Raw genomic sequence first — 19,480 nt, 5'->3', positions numbered from 1 at the left:
AATTCATTTTGCATGTGCTTGGATAACATTCAGAGCAGCAGGACTTTTCGGATAGGCTCTTAGTTAGCACATCTAAATCTTCTAGTTTTTTGTTTTGTAATTTTTTTAAATACTTGACTAAAACGCTTGAAAAATCATCACCACTCAGTGAGTTCGGAACCTTTTTTAAAACATCTTTAAAATATTCTTTTATAATTGCTTCTTTAATATCTAAATCAAAACATGTACAAACGGATTTATTCTTAATTTCAACCATAGTATTTATTTCCATACCATAACCATCAAACCATATTTATTTTTAAATCTATTAATAGTTTTCTAAAATTGGACAGTGTATATACCCAAAGGTATAATTTGGAGTAACTCCAAACCATATGAGCATGAAGGACATAGATGGTCTGGAGCTATCCCCTAAAAAAGCAGAATATATAAAATTTTTTGCTAGCAGAGCAGGTGTCAAAACAACAGAAATAGCCAGCAAATTTAATGTTGATCCATCTACAGCCACCAAGATCATAGCGGAATTATCAAAAACCGATCTTATTACCTACACACCGTACTATGGCTGTACACTGACATACAGAGGAAAAGAATACGCTAATTTTCTAAACCGCCGCCACGGGCTAATAGTCTGCCTGCTGGTCGATGTCGGCATGGATATAGACAGCGCATGTGAAGCTGCAGGTAGATTCGAGTATTTTGTGCCAAAGATGGTTGTGGATAATACGTGTAAAAAACTCGGACATCCAGAGAGAAGTCCCTGCGGTATAGATATAAGCAGTGATACATGCTGTTGCTGTCCCGGGGAGGAGTAGATGATAAAAAAAACAGTGATCATTCTGACCTTAATCGCATTTCTTGCTCCAGGATGCATTGAGCAGCCAGAACCGAGCGATAAAATCAAGGTCATTACTACTTTTTACCCTCTCTATGAATTCTCCAAACGCATAGGGGGTGAGAAGGCCGAGATCTCAACCCTTGTTCCGGCCGGTGTTGAGCCGCATGACTGGGAACCTGGCCCGCAGGATATTATCAAGGTAGGGGCTGCTCAGATATTTGTCTATAATGGGGCAGGCCTTGAACCATTTGTTGATGAGATAAAAAAAAGGATTGAACCTGGGAATTTGATTATTGTAGATTCAAGCGAAGGAATTCAATTAATTGAAAATGGGGTGCCTGATCCGCATATCTGGCTTGATCCGGTTCTGGCAAAGCAGCAGGTAGATAATATAGAGAAGGCCTTTATTAAGGCAGATCCGCAGAATAGCGATTATTACAGCGCTAATGCCCGAATGCTCAAGCAGGAACTGGATTCACTGGATAAGGAGATATCAACAGAATTGGCCCATGCAAAAAAGAGGGTGTTCATAGCCTCACATGACGCATTCAGTTATTTTGCCAGAAGATATAATCTGACGCAAATCGCAATTGCAGGAATTTCTCCAGAGATGGAGCCCAGCCCTGCAAAAATTGCCGAGATTGTCAGGCTTGCAAGAGAGTATGAGGTGAAATACATTTTCTTTGAAACTTTAACAAGCCCAAGGCTATCTGAAGTTATTGCAAAAGAAGTAGGAGCGCAGGTACTCGTGCTTAATCCGATAGAGGTGCTTTCTGAAGCTCAAATAAAGCAGGGGGAGAACTACTTTACCTTAATGCGGGAGAATCTTAGGAATCTTAAGATTGCACTGGAGGTGGAGAATGGATGAAAAAATTATTGAGCTGATGAATATAAATCTTGAACGAGGTAATGCGCACATTCTTGAGAATATTAATCTGGTAATAGAAAGGGGGCAATTTTTAGGAGTTATAGGCCCTAATGGCGCAGGTAAGACCACACTGCTGAAAATAATACTTGGGCTGATAAGACCAACAAGCGGTACGATAAAGTTATTTGGCAGGGATATCCATAATTTTAAGGATTGGTACAGAATAGGATATATACCGCAGCATGCTTTGAGTTTTGATGCAAATTTCCCGATAAGTGTGTTTGAAGTTGTATCCATGGGCAGGTTCTCCAAAAAAGGCCTATTCAAAAAACTTGGGAAAGATGATATGCAGGCGATTGATGAGGCACTGGAAATAGTGGATATGGGAGAGTATAGGAACAGGATGATTGGTGAACTCTCAGGCGGCCAGCAGCAGCGGGTATTCATAGCAAGGGCGCTATCAAGCCAGCCAGAATTATTAATTCTGGACGAGCCCACGGTCGGCGTAGATATAGTTGTACAGAGAGAGTTCTACGATTTCCTGGAGATATTACATAAAGAGAAAAAAATTACATTAGTGCTTTCAACCCACGATATCAGTAATATAGCCTCCCGCGTCGGAAAGCTTGCCTGCATCAACAGGAGGTTATTCCCGGAATGCCATCCTGAGGAATTTTTTACTGGAATTCCTGCCGGGGATATGAGATTCGTGCATCACTTGCATAGAGAGTAGCATGTTGGAAGCATTCCAATATGGCTTTATGCAGCGGGCGCTGGTTGCAGGTATCATGATAGCAATCATCTGCTCAGCAATAGGCACTTTTATAGTATTAAAAAGACTCTCGATGATCGGTGATGGGCTGGCACATATTTCCCTGGGGGGAATAGCACTTGGCCTGTTTTTTGGGGTCTATCCTGTTGTATCAGCCCTGATATTCTCAGTATTGAGCGCTCTTGGCATAAACTACCTGAGGAGAGCGAGAATTTATGGTGATCTGGCAATAGCTATATTCTTTTCTGCAGGACTGGCAGTGGCTGTTGTTATCTTAAGCCTTGCAAGGGGCTTTAATGTAGATTTATTCAGTTACTTATTTGGAAGCATACTGACTGTGAATGAGACAGATTTAACAATTATACTTGGATTAGGCATATTGACTTTAGGAACAGTATATATCTTTTATAAAGAACTTTTTTATATCACTTTTGATGAGACAACTGCAAGAGCAAGCGGGATTCCTGTAGAAAAATTAAATACTCTGCTTATTGTATTAACCGCAGTAACCGTAGTCATATCATTAAAAATAGTCGGTGTCCTGCTGGTCTCTTCTCTGCTTGCAGTCCCTGTTGCTACCAGCCTTCAAATTTCCAGAAGCTTTCGGGGAACAATGTTATCTTCAATGATATTTGCAATATTTTCGGTAGTGCTGGGCTTAATTATTTCCTTCTACTTCAACTTAGCCCCCGGAGGGGCGATCGTATTAACCTCTATAACCTTACTTCTAATCACAATAATTTATAAAAATTTTAAGTTTAGAAGTTGATTACCAATTCAGCTACTTATAGTAAACCGCAAAACTCTACATAAAATAATATGACAGGGTCAAATCAGGTGTAATTTTAAAGTTAATTTGATGGTCTCGTTAACAGTACCTTGGATGGCAACAAGACTTAAATATAAGATATAACAAATACTTTGATAAGATGGAGGTTTATTTATGGTTCAAGTAGTTGACGGCGTTTTGACCGGAGAATTTATTGGCAATCTTGCAAACATATTAATTCGGATTGTTGCTGCAATAATTATACTGCTTATTGCATGGCTTCTGGGAAGAGCGCTGGGCAAAATAGTAAGCGGCATACTGGATAGGGTAGGCCTTGATGATGCACTGAGAAGAACAAGCCTGGGAAAGACAATAGAAGCATCTGGAATTTCAATAGTCTTTTTGTTCGATGTAATAGTGAGATGGTTCATATATCTAATCGGTATCATGGCAGCTGTTGATGTTTTACGAATTGAAATGCTGTCTGACTTCATGCGATCTGTGGTGTTGTATCTCCCAAGTCTCGCCGCAGGTATTGCCATACTGGTTGTTGGGTTCATCCTGGCTGATTTCATCGGCGATTTGATGAGAAGAACAGGAGAAGCTTCAGACGTGGCATATATCGGCGTCTTTTCCGCGGCAGTGAAGATATTCCTGTATTTCGTAGTGGTCATCCTCGCTCTTGACCAGCTCAGGATTGATACAAGTATCATCTACGTGTTCGCAACCGCTCTGGCATGGGGAATTGCAATAGCTATAGCCATAGGCGTCGGCGTAGGTCTTGGTTTCGCTCTGAGGGATAGAATGCCCAGGTGGCTGGATACCCTGGAGCACAAAGAAAAACGAAGTGCAGAGAAATTGGAAAAGGAAACAAAGTAATAACTCCAATTTCTTTTCTTTTTTAATTTCCATATTTTCCGACTGTGAGTATTGCTTATATTTTGAATTCTTCTCAGGAAGTATTAAGTTATGAACATATTGAATAAGGAAATATGAGAGGAATTTAGATGCCAGAAAAAGAAGAGCCTATAGAAGAACCCAGCGGTCTTACTGAGGATAATGCAGGCGAAAAAACGTCGGGTAAAAAAGATGACTGAGATGAGTTAGATGCGGCCTATGAGTGAGGATACCCTTTCTATAAGAGATGATAACGATATAATCTCAGTGAGACGTTTCGGCAGGAATATAGCAGCCAGATTAGGTTTTGGAGTGGTGGATCAGTGCAGGATCACTACTGCTATCTCAGAGCTTGCCCGGAATACTGTTGTCCATGGAGGCGGGGGGATTGTCACGATCAGGACGGTTGAGAATGATAAAAAAGGAATAGAGATAATATGCAGGGATGAGGGGCCGGGGATAGAGAACCTGGAGCTAGCTCTGCAGGGTGGCTACAGCACTGTAGGAGGATTTGGGATTGGTCTCTTGGGGACCAAGCGGCTTATGGATGAGTTTCAGATAACCTCAGGCGCAGGTAAGGGTACTACCGTGATCATCAGAAAGTGGTTAAAATAACAATAACAGGTACAATGGATCTTGAAGAAGTTAAATCCACATATCCAGTATTATTAAGGAAATATCTCTTTGAACACAGAGAGGAAGAGGCACTGTACGAAGCCTACAAACTCGGTAAAGAGTGCTTCGAGGCAAAAATAGGTATTGAAGATATAATGAGCATCCATACTCAGTCCCTTGAGGATATACTCAAAGCCGTTCCACCAGCCAGGGTTCATGATATAGTGATGAAATCCTCCAACCTGCTTATGGAATTGAGTATCAGGTTCGGGCTTGTATGCCAGAACTACTTCGAGATGCTGCAGCAGACCGATGAGAGGATCAGGAATGCTTTTTACAAGGCCGGGGAAGCCCTGACCGCAGGACTTGATCTTAATAAGATGCTTTCAGTTATTCTGGATATTGTTAAAAATCTCACAGATGCGGCTGGCTGCGCCATTATGCTACTTGAGGATGACAGGACAGTCATCAGGGCGTCTGAAGGACTGGATACTGAAAATGAGTACTTTAAGGATCTACTGCTCAAGGTAATAAAAGAAGGGAGGGCAGATTCCGTGTACGACCTGCGGGAGAAAAAATCCCGGATCACATTAAAAGATGGAAGAGAGATCCGCTCAGTTCTGGCCCTTCCACTCAGTTTAAAGAGCAAGATGCGTGGAGCACTGGGGATTTATTTGACCCAGCCTCATCATTTTGAGGAAAAGGAGATCAACCTGCTCACTTCCTTTGCCTACCAGGCGACATCAGCCATTGATAATGCATATCTATTCAGCGAATTAGAACGCCATGATAAAATGCTTGATACCCTTTACGCTATTGAGAATGTGGTGAGCAGATCATTGTATCTTGAGGAGATATTCAATGTGGCTTTATCAAAGGTACTCGAGGTGACAGGTACGGAGGCAGGTACGCTGTATTCCCTCGATGGGGACGTCCTGCATCTGGAGGCCTTCAGGGGGCTTTCTCCTGAATTCAAAGAGAAAGCAATTATAAGAAAGATGGGTGAAGGAATACCGGGTATTGCGGCTCAATCAAAAAAAGTGATAGCTATGGATATCTCCCAGTACCCAAGCCCTCCTCTACTTCCCTATGTAACAAAAGAAAAACTAGTCTCGTTTATCGGGACTCCCCTCATGTCAAAAGGTAAGGTAGTGGGCGCACTTGCCCTCGGGACAAAGAAAAAGCGGATATTCACACAGGATGACCTTGATCTATTATTCTCAATCGGGAACGCTATAGGCATAGCTGTAGAAAATGCCAGGCTATACAAGGAATCGAGAGAGAACTATCAAAAATTGCAAAAAGCCTACGAGGAGCTGCAAACGCTCGATAAGATGAAGGATGAGTTCATCTCAAATGTCTCACATGAGATAAAAACACCCCTTATCCCGATAAAAGGATATGCTGAACTGTTGTATGATGAGAAACTGGGGGCTCTCTCAAATGAACAGAAAAGGGGTCTTGAAGCTATTCTCAGGAACACGGATAGATTGACCAGGTTGATAGATTCCATTCTGTTCATCAGCAGGCTGCAGGCCCATAAAGTCGAGTTTTATTTTGAACCTGTAGACCTTGACGAAGTGGTCAGTGTATGCGTCAGTGATTTCAAGAGCATGATGGACAAAAAAAAGATTACTTTTGAGAAGGTCATACCCGTGATATCCAGGATCAGGGGGGAGAGGGATAGGGTTATAGAAGTAGTTAATAACCTGCTTGATAATTCGATAAAATTCACACAAATGGGTGGAAGAATCTCAATAAGAGCATGGAATGAGGAAGAGAACGTCCATCTCACAGTATCAGATAACGGTATAGGTATTCCAGAGGAGATCATACCAAAACTGTTCATGCGTTTCTATCAGGTCGATGCATCTGCAGCAAGAAGGTATGGAGGCGCTGGTCTTGGATTGTATATTGCAAAGAACATTGTTGATGCCTTTGGGGGCAGGATCTGGATTGAAAGTGAAGTTGGAAAAGGAACGACTGTCCATGTGCTCCTGCCTGTTGCCAGGGAACTTTCAAATAGCTCACCGTAGAGTCTACAAAATATCACAAAACACTTTATTCGAGATATTAGTTGTTAAGCAGCCTGCACGTCTTGCATACATCCTCACTGCTAGGTTCACCGCATCTATTACACTGCACGATCCGTGTGTTAGGCTTCATGCGCAGTGCTTCAGAGATAGAATCAAATCCACCAAGTAATGAGTATTTTGTCCCCGGGTGATTTACCTCATAGTTATTGATGATCTCGCGTATCTCGTTCCGAAGCGCTTCCCCGGCGTATGGACACTCATCCATACTCACAGGCAGGTTATTTAATAACGCATATAGTGCTACCTCTTTCTCAGGTATGCTTCTAAGCGGTTTTATTCTCATTACCAGGCCGGGCTGAGCGATGCCAGGCAGCATTCGCTTTAATCTATCCATATCTCCGCGCAGGTAATTCATAAGAATGGTCTGGGCCTCGTCATCGAGGTTGTGCCCTATAGCAAGTTTATCAGCACCAAGCTCCCTTGCAGCTTTATTTAAGAGATTTTTCCTGAGCACACCGCACAACGTGCATGCAGCATATTCTTTTTTATCAGTAAGATCATCAAGTGTAGCCCTGAACCCTTCATCAAATGACCTTATGGTATGGGGAATCCCGAGCTTACCAGTGATATCCACTGCGTGTTTGAGGGTGTGTTCCCGATATCCACGGATACCCTCATCGATTGTTATAGCCAGAAGCTCAATATCCCTCCTGTCCTGAAATACCTTATGCAGCACATACAGGAGAACGATACTGTCCTTTCCTCCGCTGAGCGCGACTGCTATCCTATCGCCCCTTTCTACCATTTTGAACTTACGGATATCGCGTTTGATCTTTCGTTCTACGTCATCGATAAAGTGCGTCCTGCACAGGTGGGCGTTTGAGTACCTCTGGTGTATGACAGCACTTTTGCTGCATCTGTGGCATTTCATCTAAAGCGCCTATGTTTATCTGTAGTAATATATGAATATGCCGTAAGCTTCAAATTAGAATTATTTTCCAGGCACTAACTTAACTGGCACTGTTATATCACCGGTCACATTAACGACGCCTGAAACCTGCCTGTATCCTGCCTTGCTTACGGTATATTTATGAGACCTGCGGGCTATGTTAGTGAATACCGCTGTTCCAGTCCTGTCTGTATTGATTTTAACATTCTCCACTGAGACAGTGGCACCCTGAATGGGTAAATTGGTTACGTTATCAGTTACAATAAAAGTCAGGTTGGCAGTCGGGGCTGGTGCAGGTGTTGGTATGAATGCAGGTGCCGTAGGTCCTGTAGGTGACGGGGTTGGTATGGGTGGAGGGCCCGGGGTTGGTATTGGTGTCGGTATAGGCGGAGGCATTGGGGTTGGTGTAGGCTCCGGGGTTGGTGGTTCAGGATTACCATTAATAGTATTATCATTCATTAATTAACCTCCTTTCCTGGAATAAGCACTCCTGTTATATTCTCTTATCTAATACCATATAAACCTTATGAGCTTATCCTTTCGTAGCGCGCCGCCTCTCACTTCTGTATCTATCCACAAGCGATTCAAGCCACTCCTCTTTTGCAGCCACCCTTCTCTTCTCTGATTCCTTATTCCACTCATTAACCGCACGTTCAATGTCCTCAGGGTTGATTACAGCAAGCTCTTCAGTAGAATCAAACTGGATATTTACGTCCTTTGCCTTCAGGACAGGCACATTGAGATTAAACAGCTCTTCCTCTGCGGCATGGGACATCTCATTGCAGATGATCACAGCTCTGACACCCAGGTTTGAGAGCATCTTAGCAGTAGTACTCCCTCCTCCGCTTGCATCCCTGAGGAGTACAATATCATCTTTTTTTATCCCGAACTGCTCACATGTCCTGAGGATACTGTCTTTTGTAAAAGCCTGGACTATTTTTACAGGGAGTACCCTTCCGCTCATTTCAAGCCGCCTGACTGTCTTGAGCTTATTTATCCTCTCATTCAAGAATGAGATCCGTTTGTTGTTCTCTGAAACCCTGCTGCGTAAGCGTGCAATCTCCTTATCGCGAATACCTATTTCTTTCTCTTTTTTAAGCTGCTTATAGACCTGATTTCTCTGTCTGTTGATACGTTCTTCAAGTTCCCTGATCTTATTCTCCTTTAAACCAAGTTCCTTTTTCAGCTCATCCTGGTAGTTCTTCATCTCCTCTATACTTTCCACGTATCTTCTGAGCAATTCCCTCAAATGAAGAGTCTCATCATCTGTTTTTTCTCGAACTGCTTCGATCTCAGGTTCTTTAATCTCTTTTTTTGTCAGTGCTGATATTACAGCATCTACAGATCTTCCTCTTACAACCTGTGCAATCGCCTCATCAGCATCCACTCCATGCGGTATCTTTTTCTTTATCTGTTCGAACTTATTCTTGTTCTTACGATACACTGATGCAGCAGCAGCTATGGCATCGCGCTCATGGTTGTTTGAATAACCATATGGTTTTGCAAATTCGATCTTATCCTCTGTGGTGATAATATCATCAGGTGAGCCAAGTACAGCATTGAACGCACGGCGGATCTTATCAACTGTATTCGGGGTAGGGAACACATCGCTTGCAATAATAAGAGGCCTTCCCTCCTCTGCAATCATTTCTATAACATCTGGAACAGATATCGTCCTTGAACTGTGAAGCATCCTGAGCTCACCATCTAGGGTCAGTACTGCTATTGCTGTGGTCGTGCCAGGGTCGATTCCCACGATAATATGGTCTCTTTTTCTTATCTTAAGAGGCCTAAAAGCCAGAGCATCACGTTCTATATTTTTAACACTTACCTGCACATCACCGTATTTACCTGAGCTGATATGAAACATGCTGCGCGGCGCATCAACAAAGAACTCAGATCTTGAATACCCTCCAAACCTCTCTATCACATTTTGCGTATATGTGAATCCCTTGAGCCTGGATTGATCATTCAGATAATCCTCTATTTCCCTTGCTTTCTGCCTGACATGGCCATGCACCTTACGTCTGTATCTATTCTGGCTCCATCCGCCCTTTCCAGGCGATCTGGCTCTACTTACCTTAATTATTGTTTTATCCTCGAATGCCAGGACCTCATGGCCTACACCCATTTCCGCAAGCCGTGCACAGGCCAGAGCCTCGGCACCTGGATCGAACCTGTCAAAGGAGAGACCATGCTGTTTTGCGAGTTTTACAAGCGGCTCCAGAACCTTGCCTCCTGTTACCTGAACGAGTTTCGTGTTATGCGGCAATTTCTGGAGAAAAGAGACCAGATCATGTTTATCAGATGCCAGCTCGTAGATATTATCAATAGCGATAAACCTGGGTTTTTCTTTCCATGCCATACGCAGGAACTTATGCAGGCTTATCATCCTGTGATGCTCAACCTGGCCGTTTCTCAGTATTGCAATCGCATATCCTGGCCTCTCTTTTGATCGCACAGACCCTTTTGCGATATCTATACCAAAGATTGTTTTTTCATGCATATGTTATATTATATTGTTTATTACTTCCTGGATATCTCTCTTTATCCTGTATTTTCTCTTAAAAAAACTTAAAATATTCTCAACATCTCTATAAAGTAATTCCTTTGCGTTTTCATGCTCCGGGGTAACGCACTGTGGCCAATCTATAATCTCACATCCTTCGGGATTGATGAATACATTAAACTCGCTTAGATCTGCATGGATTATCCCGAGTCGATATGCCTTTTTTATCTGGCCCAATATCTCATCCAGATACCAACCGGGTTCATCTATCCTGGTATGGGCAAGCTCCTGCCCTCTTACAAAAGACATCACGACGGCATGCCTGTTGTGATCAACAGGCTCAGGAACACTGACCGCGGGGTAAAGTATTTTTAGGGCATCATATTCTCTTTTTGCAGCAAGCCGCGCTATATACAGCCAGGAGAGATGCTTTCGCTCCTCGACATATTCTCTTTTCATTCTTATATGTTTGAAACTCGCTATTCCTTCCCTGTGGAATTTTATGATAGCATGCCTGTCAGTGATGCCGCCTGTAACCTCGTAGACCCGTGATTCCTTCCCTACTCCGATAAGGTCCCCTATCGCATTAATGGAGCCGCGTTTCACTAACGCATTAAGAGCCAGCAGATCGTAGGCTTCAAAATATATTCTGTATCCTTCATAAGCCCCGATGTTCCTGTGTATGAGCTTATTTTTTGCCAGATTAGAGAGGATAAATTCGATCTCTTTTATATCATAATCTGTAAAACCAGCAATCTCTTCTATCGGTACCCATTCATAGAACCTCATCTTGTTCTCGATAGCAAGAAGAACTCGAAATCCTCTATTTGTGGTGTTGAGAAATATATCAGGAATACGCTTGCTCATCAAATTACTATATAATACCCCCAACTATAAAAATATTAATAAAAAAGAAAATAGAAGGTAGGTTACCTTCTCCCCCTACCGCCTCTTTTATCTCCTCGCGAGCCTCCGCGGCCGCCTCCGCCGTATCCGCCACGGCCACCGCCGCCTCCGCCGCCATACCCACCACTGCCATACCCACTACTGCGCTGACCGCCGCCATACCCTCCGCCACTTCTGAATCCGCCGCTGCGCCTGGGTCGCTCGGGCTGTTCAACATGCTTATCTGAGATGTTATTTTCTGTATTAACTTCATCAAGCGTCTCTTCAGATAATAGTATCTTTCCGTATTTTCCTATGTTTAATCTCATTGAGTTTCTGACAACTGAAATATAACCATTCTGGATTGATATTACATCCCCTACTGCTATTTTCCCGATCTGGTCATCCCATAAGGAAAGTAAAACAGATCCTGTGCGATCAGCAACTTTCACCTCGCATACATGTTTTTCTCCAAATCTTGATTTTATTTCCTTTGTCTCTCCAATCTCGACCACTTTAAGAGTAGCATTAACATTTTTTGAATCTTCTGTTAAGTCCTCTACATTTGTATTTGTAGCAGTTGTTTCCATTTTATTACCTTTCTTTAATTTTAACTTCCCGCACCGCTATCTCAGATGCAACCTCAATCACCTGTTCCTTGAGAAAGAAGCATATACTTAAACGCAAGTGTGTTTAATATACTTTCCGTATAACAGAGCACATAAGCGGTGAATCCTGCTGTACTTCCTATCCCCTGACCCGATAAGATAAATTATTAATATCATGGATTATAATATATACTCGAGGCTGAAAATGTTTAAGGCAGTAATTGGCGCAGAGAAACTAAAAGATGCAATTGAGTCGATATCTACACTGGTAGATGAGGCCAGGTTCAAACTTACCACAGACGGTATAACTGTTAGAGCTGTCGATCCTGCTAATGTCGCAATGGTGAGTCTTGATCTTGCAAAAGATGCTTTCGATTCATATGAGGCGACCGAAGGAGAACTCGGGATCGATCTTACAAAATTGAACAGTATAATGGAAATGGCTGATAAGAGTGATAATATCGAACTTGATCTTGATGAGACTGCCCATAAACTCATTGTTCGGATGCGCGGACTCTCTTATACAATGTCCCTGCTTGATCCTTCTTCTATTAGAAAAGAACCAAAAATCCCTGCTCTTGATCTGCCTGCACATATTGTTATCAGAGGAGAGGATCTAAGACGGGCAGTAAAAGCTGCTGAAAAGGTAAGCGATTATATGTCCATGGGGGTAAAAGGAAATATCTTCTTTATGGAGGCAGAGGGCGATACTGATAAAGTTCGACTTGAGATGACAAAAGACCAGTTGATAGATCTTCAGGCAGGGGAAGCAAAATCGTTATTCTCGCTTGATTACCTTACGGATATCGCTAAAATAGCAGGAAAAGCTGAGGAAGTCACAATCGATCTTGGAAAGGATTACCCCCTAAAAGCTAGGTTCAAGATAGCGCAGGGCCATGGTGAGGTCAGTTATATGCTGGCTCCAAGGGTCGAATCCGAATAGGCATGGATGTTTTCGATTTTGCTCGCTTTCCATTTGTTTCTGGCGCTTTAAAATATGTAGAGTCCCTTGATTTTGGACTTGATGAACTTTTTTATGAAAAGGTATTCGAGCAGGTAAGAGACAGGGGAAAGGAGCGCATTCTCCAGGCTCTCGGTGAGGGAATTCTCAAACATGAGGTTTCTGACAGGATCGGCGCTGAGAAGGAACTGCTGTCGTACCCTGTTGCCAGGATACTTGTCTCGTGCATCAATGATGGCTATCTTACACGCAGATATGCCCTTGCTGAAGCAGAGGCTGCATACCGTATGGCAAAAAACCTTACACATGATTCACTGAAAGAACTTGCTGATGATCTTGGTATCTCCTGTGTGATTGATGAGCGCTCTTTTGTCATCCATTTTACAGATTATATACGCCTTGCAGTACGTGATCCTAAATGGAAGCTTGTAAACAGAAAAATGAACCGCGGCTGGGTGCATCTAACAAAAGAAGAATTCTGCACTATCATCCAGGAAGCTATCAGAAAGAGGATCGAATCAAGCCTGCCTCTTGAAGTGCCAGGTGAGATTTGCACTTCTCTTAACAGTTATATTGTGGAAGTACGCGATAGTTTGAATGCACGTAGATCTGAGTTCAGCACCGAAGAATTCCATGAGATAATGCCTGACTGTTTTCCTCCATGCATCGTCCATGCTATCTCAAACACACGGGCAGGGGTAAACCTCTCGCATCCGATGCGTTTCGCACTTACATCATTTCTTCTTAATATCGGGATGGATGTGGAAGGGATTATCGAGCTGTTCAGGGTCTCGCCTGATTTTGATGAGGAGCGCACAAGGTATCAGGTAATGCATATCCACGGCTCAACCGGAACAACATATAAATCGCCTTCCTGTTCTACTATGATAACCTACGGGAATTGCTCTGGCAGGGAGCCGCTGTGCGATCGGATCGCACATCCGCTAGGTTACTACAGGAAAAAGGCATGGATATTGAGAAAGGAAAAAACTGCGGATAATCAGGATAAATTGCAAAACATATATCCAGAAGAATATCGATATAGACAATAAATGTTTAAGAGTTTTACTCTCTGGAAGCGACGATCTTTTAAAAAACTGTTATCTAAACCTGGCGAGAGGCTTACAATCTATACCAGAAAAAACCCGGATTCGGATTCACTTGCAAGCTCACTTGCACTTAAGCGAATCGTAGAGCATTACAATATGGATGCCAGTATATACTACACAGGGACGATACAGAACAAAACCCTTACCAATGTTCTCGGGGATGACATAATAAATATACCGGCACTCTCTCAATCCCAGGATGGGATAGCCCTCGTTGATCTGCTGCCTACTGAGCTTATAGAAGAAAAACTCAATCCTACAATAGTGATAGGACATACCCTTGGCGATAAAGAAGGGATACGCTGCGCTTATCAGGATATCAGGACTACAGGAACCACATCAAGCATAATGATAGAATATCTAAAGAAACTCGGTGTGGCAATCGACAATAGGCTGGCAACCCTTCTTTTTTTTGCGATCAGGGATAAAACCAGGGCCCTGATAACAAATCTAACACTGCCTGATCTTGAATCCTACTGGTTTATCCATAGATATGTGGATATGGAGCTGCTGGGCAGCCTTGAGCATCCTTCTGCCAGGCTTGAGACCTTTGAAGACCTATCAAGAGCAATCAACAATAAGACAATAAAAGGAGCCTCTCTATTTACCACAGTAGGTTATGTGAAGGACTCCGGCACCATTCCCAAAGTCTGTAAATACATGCTGGATATTGAGGGGATCTCAACTGCTCTTGTGTTAGCCGTCAATACAACAAGTATTCATATCTACGCTGAATCCAAGAACCTTGAACTTAATATGAAGAACGTACTTAGAAAAGCATTCGGAGAATGGGGTGAAGTGACAGGCGGTCCTTTCCATGCCAGTATATCAATACCTCTTGGTGTATTTGGCGTTGTTGCAAATGTTGAAAAAGCAAAACAACTCCTTCTAAAATCTATTAGCGACTCTATATCTTCACAATATTTCTATGTCCTGGGGGCTGAATAATATCTGCCACGTGAGCAATGGATGCATACACCCTCACCGGTAAGACATCGAGAACACACAAGTCTTCCGCACAACCTGCATGTATACAGCTTCCCTGAACGTCCGCAGATACTGCAAACTCCCATTACTTCCATGCTTCTCTCCACAGAGAAAATCAAGAATTAAGAGGCCTGGTATGGTACGAAGTATTCTTCAATCACCCAGGACTCAAGCTCATCGAATACTTTTTTTGCCTCGTTTATCAGTGCGGGTCTTTTTTGATTAATCTCAGATTTTTTGTTCATTTAAATCAATGGCACCCTCTTCGGGGATTACCGTCTCCATCTACTCCGGGTCATTATAAGCACTTAAAGATATCTATTTCCTCCCGTCACAACCCTCAGGATCTCTATATCACCGGGGGTTATTTTATCATCAAGGGGGACAGGATCGCCATTATGGAGTACGACCACCACCTCAGGATTGATACGTAGTAACTCAAGTAGTTCCTCGTATGTTGAGTCTCCTGAGACTTCCATTATCTGCTCTTTAATTCCGCCTGATAGGATTTTTACTTTTATCTTCACCTCTATTTTTCCTCTACTCTCCGGATAGCTCTTCTAACTTTACCCTGGCTTTTGTTAAATCTTCAAGATTCTCCTCTATTAACTTGTTCTCCAGTATTTTCTGCTTTTTCTCGCCTTTTCTCTCCATATCTCGCTTTTTAAGCTTTGACATAATTTACCTCTCATCCTCTTGGTTCGGATTCATTTAATAACATGAGTGCTATCAGGGTCAACCATGGTAATAGGTCGGCTCTTCTTTTTTCTTCTGCATATGCTGGAAATTGATTACAGGAACCGGCATAGATGGGGGAAGCCCGAGTGCTTTTGAGATCAATAAGGCCAGAGGCGCCAGATTTGCTACCATGTTATTTGCGATCTCATTCTGGATGTCGCCTGGTGCTTTTCCATCATCCCACTTTTCCTTCAATTCCCTCAGGTTCTCTTCACTATAGTAATCTGATAATCCCTCAAACCTTATATGACCGATATTCGGGCTGAGGTAGTTGATCGCGAAGGAATACTCCACCCTGAGTACAGTTTTTTCTCCAAAAGGAGTGCCCTGGGCCATTACAGAGGGATTTTTAAGATTGATATCATAATTTATATTAATATTCTTATATTTTCTGATATCTTCAGAACTGGAATATACCTTGGATTCCACGGTAGTAAGCTGAAAGTTTAAGATCATATTCTCTCAGGTTTGTTATACATCTTGGAGCTATTAAATTATTCTATCCCTTCTCACAATAGAGCATTGATCTCCTTAAAGTCAACCCGAGCAGTCGAATCAAGCGAGAGAGGCGTGATTGATATGTGTCCTTTTTTCATGACAGCCCTGACATCAGTGCCCTCCTCTGCATCCCGTATCAGTTCCCCGCTTATCCAGTAATAAGGCCTGCCTCTTGGGTCATGGCGCTCTTCAACGTCTGTTACGAATATCTTTCTTGCCAGCCTTGTGATCTCAATCTCTGTATCTACAGTCGCATGTCTTGGTATATTGATATTAAGCAGATCCACGCCAGGGGGAAGCCCGTGCTTGATCACGTTTCTGGCTATACGGTTCACAATTTTAATTCCTGTATCAAAATTGTAAGTATAGTTGCGCGGGTCATCGAATTTTTCACCCTCATCCAGAACCTGTATGGATGCAGCAAGCGCAGGGATACCATAACTTGCTGCCTCAAGTGCAGCCCCTATGGTACCGCTTGTGGTAACAGTATCTGTACTTACGTTCTCTCCAACATTGAAACCTGACAGGACAAGATCTGGCATCTTTTTCATTACCGCGAATATCCCCAGAATGACAGCATCGGTGGGTGTTCCTCCCACTGCGTATGCTCTTATACCATCCATGTTGGCAAGTGATATGCGCAGAGGTTCAAAAATTGAAATTCCGCGCCCTACACCGCTTTTTTGTACTGAAGGTGCAACTACTGTTACATCTCCAAGATCGCTCACACTCTTATAAGCAGCCCTGATACCTGTTGAGTATACGCCGTCATCATTGGTTAGAAGAATCCTTTTCATCGTAACCAGATATGCTTCAATTAAAATAAATGTGCGGTCTTTTTGCTTGAGCGGCTTAAGCGGAAAAACTTAATATACTTTAATGTATGTGATTGATTTATTGGTGCATAGTTATAGAGTAAATAAAGGTGAGGAAAAATATGGTCGAGATAGAGGGATATAACCTTCCGGAAGAGCTGTACTATACCAAAGACCACACATGGTCAAGGATTGAGGATGACGGGACTGTAACTGTTGGCCTGGATGCATTTGGTGCAAAAGCTGCGGGTAGTATAGAATACATAGACCTTCCTATGGAGGACGATGAATTTGAGAGCGGGGAGGCCTTTGGCTCATTGGAATCTGCAAAATGGGTGGGTGGACTTCTTATGCCTGTTGGCGGGACGGTTATAGAGGTCAATGAGGATGTTGAGGATAATCTGGGCATAATCTCAGAAGATCCTTATGGAGAGGGCTGGTTAATCAAAGTTAAGCCAGATAATCTAAAGGATGACCTTAAAACTCTCATTCACGGAAATGATATTGGACCATGGCTTAAGAAGGAGATCGAAACCCGCAAGAAAAAATAATTACCAGTTTTCATCCTCTTCTTTGAACTCATAATCAACTACTTCGAGATTGATTGGCTCTCCTTTATTGTTATAGCATGTCCAGCTATACATATCATAAGGCGCACCCACGATAATATGATACTTGCCTTTTCGTCTAAAGAGCTCAAGATCATCCCTTGAAGGGTTTCGGTTGGATGTGGGATGGCTGTGCACTGTTCCGATTGTGGGTATATTGGGAAGCATAAATAACTTCATCACAGCGCTCTCATCACTTGATTCTGTGCCGGGGACGAGTACCACCTCGGTTATAATATCACCTATGGCCGCAAGCATACCTGCAAACTCAAGAGGTGCAGAGGATTTGCTTACCCCGAGTATAAATAATAATGTATCTTTTGCGATCTTCATCCTTTACTTCCTCTATTTTCTGTATGAGAGCAGCTATATATTAAACAATATTATCAAGGTACTTTAAACTTGCCGCCCCCTCCCTGACAGTTCTTGCCTCGATCACGACTCTCCCTTTATATCCTTTCAGTCTCATGATGACTTTTCTCCAGTCTATGTTACCCTTGCCAAGTTCAAGATGCTCATCGCTTCTCCCCTTATTATCATGAAGGTGTATGTGGATGACCTTGCTCAGATCTTCCAGGAATTGATCAACCATCCCGTTTGTGTTGGCATGCCCTATATCAAGCGTCATCCCTGCATTCTCCCGCTCCAGGGACTCGATAATCCCTGAGATTTCGCCTGGCTGTTTACCAAGAATAAACGGCATGTTCACCATATTCTCAACCCCGACTTTGATACTGTGATCATCGGCAGTATCACATATTATCTGCAAACCTTCAATATTCTGCCGCCATGCCATCTCAGGAATCTGGGTGCCAAGGGGTGATAAATGCCCTGGATGAACGACAGCGAGCTCAACAAACTCAGATGCCCTCTCAAGGCATCTGCTCATTTGCCTGACTGTCTCTTTCCAGATGGGGTGATTCAGGCTGGCAAGATTTAGATCAGAGAACGGGAGATGAAGCGTGAGGACAAGGTTTGTCGTCTCAATAACATTTTTTAGTTTTGATAGGGTCTCATCGTTTAACTGCTGCTTGCCTTCACTTACGACCTCCCAGCCTGTGAAACCAAGCTCCTCAAGATCATAGGTCCAGTCAAAAGGATTGTTTACGAGAGCGAGGGATGAGAAACTGATTTTCATATTGGCTTATTTCGCTTTCAAGATATAAGGATTCTTGTCTTTTCACACGGAACAAGTCCGCAGCATGTACCGTAATAATGTATTTCGTATCCACTCTCATGTGCAAATCCAGTGATCTTCATAGTCGGAGCCGCTATACCGCTCACTCCACTCTTGAGCGCTATCTTTTCAATCTCTTCCCTGTCCTTTCCGCTTGAATGGGCGCACCCGAGCACGATAGGGATTTCCTGGAACATCTCAATAGCCCTCTTTATGACCTTCTCAAAATCAGAGGGTTCTGGCTTGATATGCGCCATAGGTGTTCCTGCAACAGGCATCAAGCCTGTTATTATAATTGTCTCTGGCTTTATTTCTCTTATCAGCTCAAGGGCGTGAAATTCCCCTCTCAAATCCCCGAAATGCAAGCCCACGCATACATGGGGGAATACCATGATACCTGAGTCCTCTATGGCTCTCAGGCTCTCTATATACTCTTTCTCAGAGACCTCAAGACCATAGACCTCCCTGGCGGTGGACACGTCGCCAATAACATCAAAGCCTATGCCGTCAAGCCCTGAGCCTTTTAGCGCCTTCGCTTCTTTATAAGATATGAAACCTGTATGTGCGATGAGGATAAGATCCGTTTTTTCTTTAATTGCCCTTATTGCAGGAATAAAGCGGTCTATTGGCACTGCTCCATACCTATCACAGCCGCCTGTCAGGAGTATGCCTTTTGCTCCCTGCCTGTGAAGCAGCAGGGCTTTCCTCTCAAGCTCCTGGCATGTTGTAGCAGGGATCAAGCGCTCAAGCAGTTTTCCACCGCAGTGCTTGCACATGAGGGCACATGCATCGCCTGTGACAGAGACCGAAGGGAAAAGACTTGAGGTGATGAAAAAATTGA

At 43.1% G+C, this 19,480-nt stretch carries 25 protein-coding genes; 11 read left to right on the top strand and 14 right to left on the bottom strand.

Annotated features, from left to right (window positions below; translation table 11 throughout):
- The coding region (locus ANME2D_RS18345; RefSeq protein WP_048088385.1) for a hypothetical protein at positions 1-271 on the bottom strand (271 nt) is incomplete at its 3' end.
- A 109-nt stretch (positions 272-380) separates the two neighbouring features.
- Between ANME2D_RS18345 and ANME2D_RS01055 the strand changes: the two genes are divergently transcribed.
- From ANME2D_RS01055 to ANME2D_RS16640, 7 genes are all read left to right on the top strand, one after another.
- Positions 381-815, top strand: coding sequence for a metal-dependent transcriptional regulator (locus ANME2D_RS01055; protein ID WP_048089223.1), 435 nt, complete (start codon positions 381-383; stop codon positions 813-815).
- Positions 816-1,706 (top strand): metal ABC transporter substrate-binding protein, encoded by an 891-nt coding sequence (locus ANME2D_RS01050; protein ID WP_048088383.1) that lies wholly within the window; start codon positions 816-818, stop codon positions 1,704-1,706.
- Entirely contained in the window at positions 1,699-2,439 is a 741-nt protein-coding gene (locus tag ANME2D_RS01045) for a metal ABC transporter ATP-binding protein (RefSeq protein ID WP_048088381.1), read from the top strand. The genes ANME2D_RS01050 and ANME2D_RS01045 overlap by 8 nt, the downstream gene beginning before the upstream one ends.
- 1 nt (position 2,440) lies before the next feature.
- Positions 2,441-3,247: a metal ABC transporter permease gene (locus tag ANME2D_RS01040; RefSeq protein ID WP_048088378.1), complete on the top strand. Its 807-nt coding sequence runs from the start codon at positions 2,441-2,443 to the stop codon at positions 3,245-3,247.
- Between the two features lie 174 nt (positions 3,248-3,421).
- Positions 3,422-4,126 (top strand): mechanosensitive ion channel family protein, encoded by a 705-nt coding sequence (locus ANME2D_RS01035; protein ID WP_052368497.1) that lies wholly within the window; start codon positions 3,422-3,424, stop codon positions 4,124-4,126.
- Between the two features lie 237 nt (positions 4,127-4,363).
- Complete coding sequence (locus ANME2D_RS01030; RefSeq protein ID WP_048089221.1) at positions 4,364-4,759, top strand: anti-sigma regulatory factor; 396 nt, start codon at positions 4,364-4,366, stop codon at positions 4,757-4,759.
- The gene (locus ANME2D_RS16640; RefSeq protein ID WP_052368496.1) at positions 4,747-6,795 is read left to right on the top strand and encodes a GAF domain-containing protein; all 2,049 of its coding nucleotides are present in this window, start codon (positions 4,747-4,749) and stop codon (positions 6,793-6,795) included. The genes ANME2D_RS01030 and ANME2D_RS16640 overlap by 13 nt, the downstream gene beginning before the upstream one ends.
- Before the next feature lie 37 nt (positions 6,796-6,832).
- On the opposite strand, the gene ANME2D_RS01020 is transcribed toward ANME2D_RS16640, so the two are convergent.
- The 5 genes from ANME2D_RS01020 to ANME2D_RS01000 form a co-directional block, all read right to left on the bottom strand.
- Positions 6,833-7,726, bottom strand: coding sequence for a TIGR00269 family protein (locus ANME2D_RS01020; protein ID WP_048088376.1), 894 nt, complete (start codon positions 7,724-7,726; stop codon positions 6,833-6,835).
- A gap of 60 nt (positions 7,727-7,786) precedes the next feature.
- Positions 7,787-8,203, bottom strand: coding sequence for a peptidase associated/transthyretin-like domain-containing protein (locus ANME2D_RS18340; RefSeq protein WP_048088374.1), 417 nt, complete (start codon positions 8,201-8,203; stop codon positions 7,787-7,789).
- 73 nt (positions 8,204-8,276) lie between these two features.
- Positions 8,277-10,250, bottom strand: coding sequence for a DUF460 domain-containing protein (locus tag ANME2D_RS01010; protein ID WP_048088371.1), 1,974 nt, complete (start codon positions 10,248-10,250; stop codon positions 8,277-8,279).
- Positions 10,251-10,253: 3 nt separating this feature from the next.
- The gene (locus ANME2D_RS01005; protein ID WP_048088369.1) at positions 10,254-11,120 is read right to left on the bottom strand and encodes an RIO1 family regulatory kinase/ATPase domain-containing protein; all 867 of its coding nucleotides are present in this window, start codon (positions 11,118-11,120) and stop codon (positions 10,254-10,256) included.
- Positions 11,121-11,182: 62 nt separating this feature from the next.
- Positions 11,183-11,728 (bottom strand): single stranded DNA-binding domain-containing protein, encoded by a 546-nt coding sequence (locus tag ANME2D_RS01000; protein ID WP_048088367.1) that lies wholly within the window; start codon positions 11,726-11,728, stop codon positions 11,183-11,185.
- A 223-nt stretch (positions 11,729-11,951) separates the two neighbouring features.
- Here ANME2D_RS01000 and ANME2D_RS00995 point away from each other — a divergent pair, with 223 nt between their 5' ends.
- Genes ANME2D_RS00995 through ANME2D_RS00985 form a run of 3 tightly spaced genes read left to right on the top strand, consistent with a single transcriptional unit; the run spans position 11,952 to position 14,764 of the window.
- Positions 11,952-12,689, top strand: coding sequence for a DNA polymerase sliding clamp (locus ANME2D_RS00995; RefSeq protein WP_048089219.1), 738 nt, complete (start codon positions 11,952-11,954; stop codon positions 12,687-12,689).
- A 2-nt stretch (positions 12,690-12,691) separates the two neighbouring features.
- Entirely contained in the window at positions 12,692-13,759 is a 1,068-nt protein-coding gene (priL, locus tag ANME2D_RS00990; protein WP_048088366.1) for a DNA primase regulatory subunit PriL, read from the top strand.
- Entirely contained in the window at positions 13,760-14,764 is a 1,005-nt protein-coding gene (locus ANME2D_RS00985; RefSeq protein ID WP_048088364.1) for a DHH family phosphoesterase, read from the top strand. It begins immediately after the preceding gene.
- Between the two features lie 161 nt (positions 14,765-14,925).
- Here ANME2D_RS00985 and ANME2D_RS18780 read toward each other — a convergent pair whose 3' ends face one another.
- The 5 genes from ANME2D_RS18780 to surE form a co-directional block, all read right to left on the bottom strand.
- Positions 14,926-15,048 (bottom strand): hypothetical protein, encoded by a 123-nt coding sequence (locus tag ANME2D_RS18780; protein WP_277812892.1) that lies wholly within the window; start codon positions 15,046-15,048, stop codon positions 14,926-14,928.
- Between the two features lie 63 nt (positions 15,049-15,111).
- A complete protein-coding gene (gene thiS / locus ANME2D_RS00980; RefSeq protein WP_048088362.1) occupies positions 15,112-15,330 on the bottom strand; it encodes a sulfur carrier protein ThiS in 219 nt (72 codons plus the stop codon).
- A 13-nt stretch (positions 15,331-15,343) separates the two neighbouring features.
- Positions 15,344-15,481: a hypothetical protein gene (locus tag ANME2D_RS18335; RefSeq protein WP_198527323.1), complete on the bottom strand. Its 138-nt coding sequence runs from the start codon at positions 15,479-15,481 to the stop codon at positions 15,344-15,346.
- 57 nt (positions 15,482-15,538) lie between these two features.
- Entirely contained in the window at positions 15,539-15,997 is a 459-nt protein-coding gene (locus ANME2D_RS00975) for a hypothetical protein (protein ID WP_048088355.1), read from the bottom strand.
- 53 nt (positions 15,998-16,050) lie between these two features.
- Entirely contained in the window at positions 16,051-16,836 is a 786-nt protein-coding gene (gene surE, locus ANME2D_RS00970; RefSeq protein WP_048088353.1) for a 5'/3'-nucleotidase SurE, read from the bottom strand.
- Between the two features lie 140 nt (positions 16,837-16,976).
- On the opposite strand from surE, the gene ANME2D_RS00965 reads away from it, so the two are divergent.
- Positions 16,977-17,405: a glycine cleavage system protein H gene (locus tag ANME2D_RS00965; protein ID WP_048088351.1), complete on the top strand. Its 429-nt coding sequence runs from the start codon at positions 16,977-16,979 to the stop codon at positions 17,403-17,405.
- On the opposite strand, the gene ANME2D_RS00960 is transcribed toward ANME2D_RS00965, so the two are convergent.
- From ANME2D_RS00960 to ANME2D_RS00950, 3 genes are read right to left on the bottom strand one after another with little or no spacing between them, the layout of a single operon-like run.
- Positions 17,406-17,795: a Mov34/MPN/PAD-1 family protein gene (locus ANME2D_RS00960; RefSeq protein WP_048088349.1), complete on the bottom strand. Its 390-nt coding sequence runs from the start codon at positions 17,793-17,795 to the stop codon at positions 17,406-17,408.
- Between the two features lie 40 nt (positions 17,796-17,835).
- Positions 17,836-18,600, bottom strand: a complete 765-nt coding sequence (locus ANME2D_RS00955; protein ID WP_048088347.1) for a sugar phosphate isomerase/epimerase family protein — start codon at positions 18,598-18,600, stop codon at positions 17,836-17,838.
- 17 nt (positions 18,601-18,617) lie between these two features.
- On the bottom strand, positions 18,618-19,415 hold the full coding sequence (locus ANME2D_RS00950) for a radical SAM protein (protein WP_048088345.1): 798 nt from the start codon (positions 19,413-19,415) through the stop codon (positions 18,618-18,620).
- Between the last annotated feature and the right edge of the window lie 65 nt (positions 19,416-19,480).

Source organism: Candidatus Methanoperedens nitratireducens (assembly GCF_000685155.1).
In the GTDB taxonomy this organism is placed as follows: Archaea; Halobacteriota; Methanosarcinia; order Methanosarcinales; family Methanoperedenaceae; genus Methanoperedens; species Methanoperedens nitratireducens.
Note: the sequence above shows the minus strand (reverse complement) of the source record. Positions and strands in the feature narration are given on the sequence as shown.